Annotated in this window: 3 protein-coding genes; all 3 read right to left on the minus strand. The window is 75.6% G+C overall.

Features of this window, described 5'->3' with window-relative positions; genetic code table 11:
• Nucleotides 1-87: 87 nt before the first annotated feature.
• The 3 genes from MXD60_RS18200 to MXD60_RS18210 all read right to left on the minus strand — a co-directional run bounded on the left by MXD60_RS18200 (nucleotide 88) and on the right by MXD60_RS18210 (nucleotide 3,877).
• A complete protein-coding gene (locus MXD60_RS18200; RefSeq protein ID WP_248820515.1) occupies nucleotides 88-264 on the minus strand; it encodes a hypothetical protein in 177 nt (58 codons plus the stop codon).
• A gap of 307 nt (nucleotides 265-571) precedes the next feature.
• Nucleotides 572-1,897, minus strand: coding sequence for a DEAD/DEAH box helicase (locus MXD60_RS18205; RefSeq protein ID WP_248820516.1), 1,326 nt, complete (start codon nucleotides 1,895-1,897; stop codon nucleotides 572-574).
• Between the two features lie 567 nt (nucleotides 1,898-2,464).
• Nucleotides 2,465-3,877, minus strand: coding sequence for a glycosyltransferase 87 family protein (locus tag MXD60_RS18210; RefSeq protein ID WP_248820517.1), 1,413 nt, complete (start codon nucleotides 3,875-3,877; stop codon nucleotides 2,465-2,467).
• Between the last annotated feature and the right edge of the window lie 487 nt (nucleotides 3,878-4,364).

Consider the following 4,364-nt stretch of genomic DNA (forward strand, 5'->3'; position numbering starts at 1 on the left):
ACCCCAACTTGCCGGGGGGGGGGGCGGGGGGGCGCTTGGGCGCCCGCCGGGGGGCGGCCGACCCGGACGGTCCTGACCCGTGGGGGGTCACAGGGACCGCGACACTCCGAGACGCAGCCGCTTGGGGTTCGCAACCGGGCCGAACGAGGGCTGCTCGTCGGCCGAATCCGCGGCCTGGGCTACGTCGGTGGCGCCGACGGGCGCCTCCAGCGATCCCGCTCCGGACAGGCCGGAGGTCAGGGTGGCCGGCTGGTCGTGCTCCATACACACGCTCCCTTCAGTGATGTGTCGACACCTGTCCCTAAAACGGTATCCAGGGGACGGCACACGCAAAGACTCCGGTGGTCCTGCTCACACCACGCATCCGGACAGTGCCGTCACCAGCCGTCGGATGAGGCAGGTGAGGGCGTTGCGGACAGGTGTCGCGGTGGGCTGGTCCGTCGTAGCCCCTGTGGTGGAGTCGTGGGTGCCCGGGGGCGGCGGCCCCGGCACGGTGGTGAGCTCCGGCGGGGGCCGCTGGGCCGGCTGCTGCCGCCCGCCCGGGAGAACCGGTCGGGCGGCAGCAGATGGATCAGGCGCTCGGCGCGGCCGGGGTCGGGGTCGACGCCGGGGCGCCGGGGCGGCGTGCCGGACGGCCGTGACCGGTCGCCGTGCGGCCGACGCGGTGGCCGCCATCCCTGCGGGCGTGGCGGTGCTCACCGTCGCGGGAACCCCCGCCGTGACCGCCGCCGGCGCGGGAACCGCCGCCGAAGCGCGGGCCCCGTCCGCCGGTCGCTCCGGCCGCCCGTGCCGGCGGGATCTCCTCGCGGCTGACCCGCGGAGCGGGCGGCCCGGCGAGCTCCAGCACGATCGGGTCCTCCGGCGTGGTGGGCGCCGGGCGGGCCTCGATGCCGACGGCCCGTAGCAGCCCACGGACCTTTCCGCGCTCGGCGGGCAGGGTGACCAGCACGTCCGCGCCGTCAGCGCCGGCCCGGGCGGTGCGCCCGCCGCGGTGCTGGTAGGTCTTCGCGTCCTCGGGGGGCCCGAGGTGGATGACCAGCCGGATGCCGTCGACGTGGATGCCGCGGGCGGCCACGTCGGTGGCGACGAGGACCCGGTAGAAGCCGTCGGTGAACCCGGCCAGTGCCCGGGTCCGCGCTCCCTGCGGCATTCCGCCGTGCAGCGGCTCCGCCGGCACGCCGGCGCGGCTGAGCGACTCGGCGATCCGGTCGGCGTCGCGCTGGGTCCGGACGAACACCAGGGTGCGCCCCGATCCGCCGGCCAGTGCGGTGACCAGGGCCACCTGCGCGGCCCGGTCGGGTGCCTCCAGCGCGTGCCGCTGCAGGGTGGTGACCTGCGAGGTCTCCGAGTCGATCGCGACCAGGACCGGGTCCGGCAGGTAGTCCCGCACCAGGACCTCGACCTCGCGGTCGAGCGTGGCACTGAACAGCAGGCGCTGCCCGTCCGTCGGGGTGGCGTCGAGCAGGGCCCGCACCGCCGGCAGGAAGCCGAGGTCACACATGAAGTCGGCCTCGTCGAGCACGGTCATCTCGATCGCGCCGAGCTCGCAGGCACCGCGCTCGACGAGGTCGGTCAGCCGGCCCGGCGTGGCGACCACGAGGTGCACCCCGCGGCGCAGGACCGACACCTGCCGGCTGATCGACGTTCCGCCGTAGACGGGCGCCAGGCGCAGGTTCAGCGCCCGGGTCAGCGGCTCGAGCGCGTCGCTGACCTGCTGGGCGAGCTCGCGGGTCGGGACGAGGACGAGGGCGCGGGGCCGGCGCGGCGTGGCCGGCCCGCCCGCCGCGAGGCGGGCGAGGATCGGCAGCCCGAACGCGAGGGTCTTGCCGGAGCCGGTCTTGGCCCGGCCGAGGACGTTCTCCCCGGCCAGCACGTCGGGCAGGGTGGATGCCTGCACCGGGAACGGCGCGGCTATGTCACGGTCCGCAAGCGCCTTGATGAGCCGCTTCGGCAGACCGGCGGCCTCGAAGGTCTCCGCCGGGGGCCGCGGGTCGCGGGTGGTGATGAGGGGAGCGGTCGGACGCGCCGGGCCGCTGAAGCGGGAGCCGCCGTTGCGGGAGCCGCCGTTGCGGGAGCCGCGGCTTGCGCCGCTCGCACCGCCGCGGCCCCTGGCCGGGCGCGGCTGGCGATGGGCAGCAAGGGACTGGGAGTTTCCGTGCTGAGACAGAGGGATCCGCCGATCAGGTCAGGGCCACCATGAGATCAGTAGGGCAGGTGCGAAGGTCCGCACAAGCCCGTTGCATCGTCCGGCGGCCGGGGTACGGCCGGCTCCGCGACCGGACCCAACGGCGGGAATTGCCCCGCTTTGGCGCTCGCACCGACCTCGCACACCCAGCCATTCAGCCGGGCGCGGACAGCCGCTCGGGCCGTCGTCGTGACCACGGTACCTCGGCGATCCGCCGAGCGGGACCCGTTGGCAGGGTGCAACGAGCTGGTGCATCCCTGTCTGCGGTGGTCTGCCCCGTCACGGTGCGACGACACCCCGGGGCGCCACGGCGTGGTCCTCCGTACTGGGTAAGCCGTGACTGTTGGTCGGTCGGGGGCTTGCCGGGCCGTGGCCATCCCGCTCGGTCGTGCTGCGTGTGGCGGTGGTCCGTACTGCCCAGGCAAGGAGCGCGAGGACGCCGACGAACACCAGGTACGAGCCGACGACATGTGCGGACGGCGTGTGCACCGTGGCCAGCATCGTCGCAATGTCACCCAGTGCGACAGCGACGGCGGTCAGGGAGGCGACCAGGGTCACCTTCGGGACAGTCGGCCTGCGCGGACCGGCGAAGGCCCCCCGCACACCCGGCGCCAGCAGGCACGACAGCACCAATGGCGTGCCGATGGCGGCGGTCACGGCCAGACCGGCCGCCGTGCTGCGGTGCGGCGTGGCGAGAAACCAGGTGGCCGTCGCGAACACGGCGATCGGCACGGGCGACGGGCGACCAACGGCCCTGGTCGGGACCCCGTCGGCCCTGGTCGGGGCCCCGTCCCGGTCGGCCGGCGCGCTCAGGGCCAGCAGCGGGGCCACCAGTACCAGCAGGTAGTGGCACCAGACCACGGGGGAGGCGAGCAGGCCGGCGACGACCGCGCCGGTGAAGGCGAGCCGCTCGTCGTGCCCGCGCCGCAGCGCCAGGGCGCAACCGGCGAGCACGGCCAGCGCGGCGCCCCGGGCCAGGGCATTTGCCCCACCCATGGGCAGGCCCACGTTCGCCAGTAGTCCGGTCAGGCTCACCCCGGCCAACGCTTCCGCCCGGCCGAGCTGGCCCAGCATCGTCAGGTAGCTGGCCGTGCCGAGCGGGCTGACCAGCTCGCCCACGCCGAGCAGGACGGCGAGCAGGGCGAGCGCCACCGCCGCAGCCCGCCAGCGCCGCGCCAGCACCAGCCAGAGCAGCACCGGGGCGAGGAAGACCTTGCTGTAGATCGCGAGGGCGACGGCCGCGCCGGCGCTGCCCGGATGGTCGCGGCGTCGCCAGGCCAGGGCGAGGGCGGCGAACAACCACGCGTTGAGCGTGCCCATCTGGAGCCCGATGATCGTCGCCGAGGCGGTGACGACCAGCGCGTACACCCGCCAGTCCCGGGCCCCGGTGAGGCGTACCCCAGCCAGCACCGCGAGCACCGATCCGGCGACGAACACCGTGTCCGCGTCCGGCAGCCGCGACAGCACCGCGAACGGCCAGGCGGTGAGGTAGGGGTAGACGAAGGCGGAACCGGAGTACACGGCCGCGGTGCCCGGCGCGGGGTAGGGAGAGCGGCCGTCGCGCACGGCCCGGCCGGCCCGCAGGAACACGTCCACGTCGAAGTGGCCGATCTGGATGATCATCCCGAACCACGCGAGTGCGACCACACCGGCCAGGCCGAGCGTTGCCAGCGCGAACCGGCCGGTCGGCATGGCTCGTTCGGGCTGGGACGACCGGCCGACCGGGCGTGTCGACGGCCGGCGGCGCCGCGCCATGGCCCGGTCGGGCGGGTCGGAACGGCTCGATGTGACGGGCCGAACGGCCCGACCGGGGGAGGTGTGCTGGCCCGATGTGACGGGGTTGACGCCCCGCTCGGGCCAGGTCCGGCGGGCGGTGTCCCCCGGACTGGCGACCACACCCGGCGCTGGCTGCTGGCCGTGCACCGGACCGCGCCCCCACTCGTGCGGGGGATGGCGCACGCGGCCACGGGGAGTCCGCCCGGGCCGGCTCACTGGTGCACCATCCTCATGCGCGGACGCCCGTGCGGGCGGGGCGCCCCCGACGCGCCCGGCTCGACGTGATCCCGGCCCGGACCGGGATCGCGGCCCGTGCCCGGAGCCTGCGGGCCTGGAGCCCCCGTGCCGAGCGGAGGGTGGTCGGAATCGCCGGGTTGCCCCGGCGGCGCGCTCTCCGCCGGGG

Origin of the sequence: Frankia sp. AgB32 (assembly GCF_023243045.1) — a bacterium.
In the GTDB taxonomy this organism is placed as follows: domain Bacteria; phylum Actinomycetota; class Actinomycetes; order Frankiales; family Frankiaceae; genus Frankia.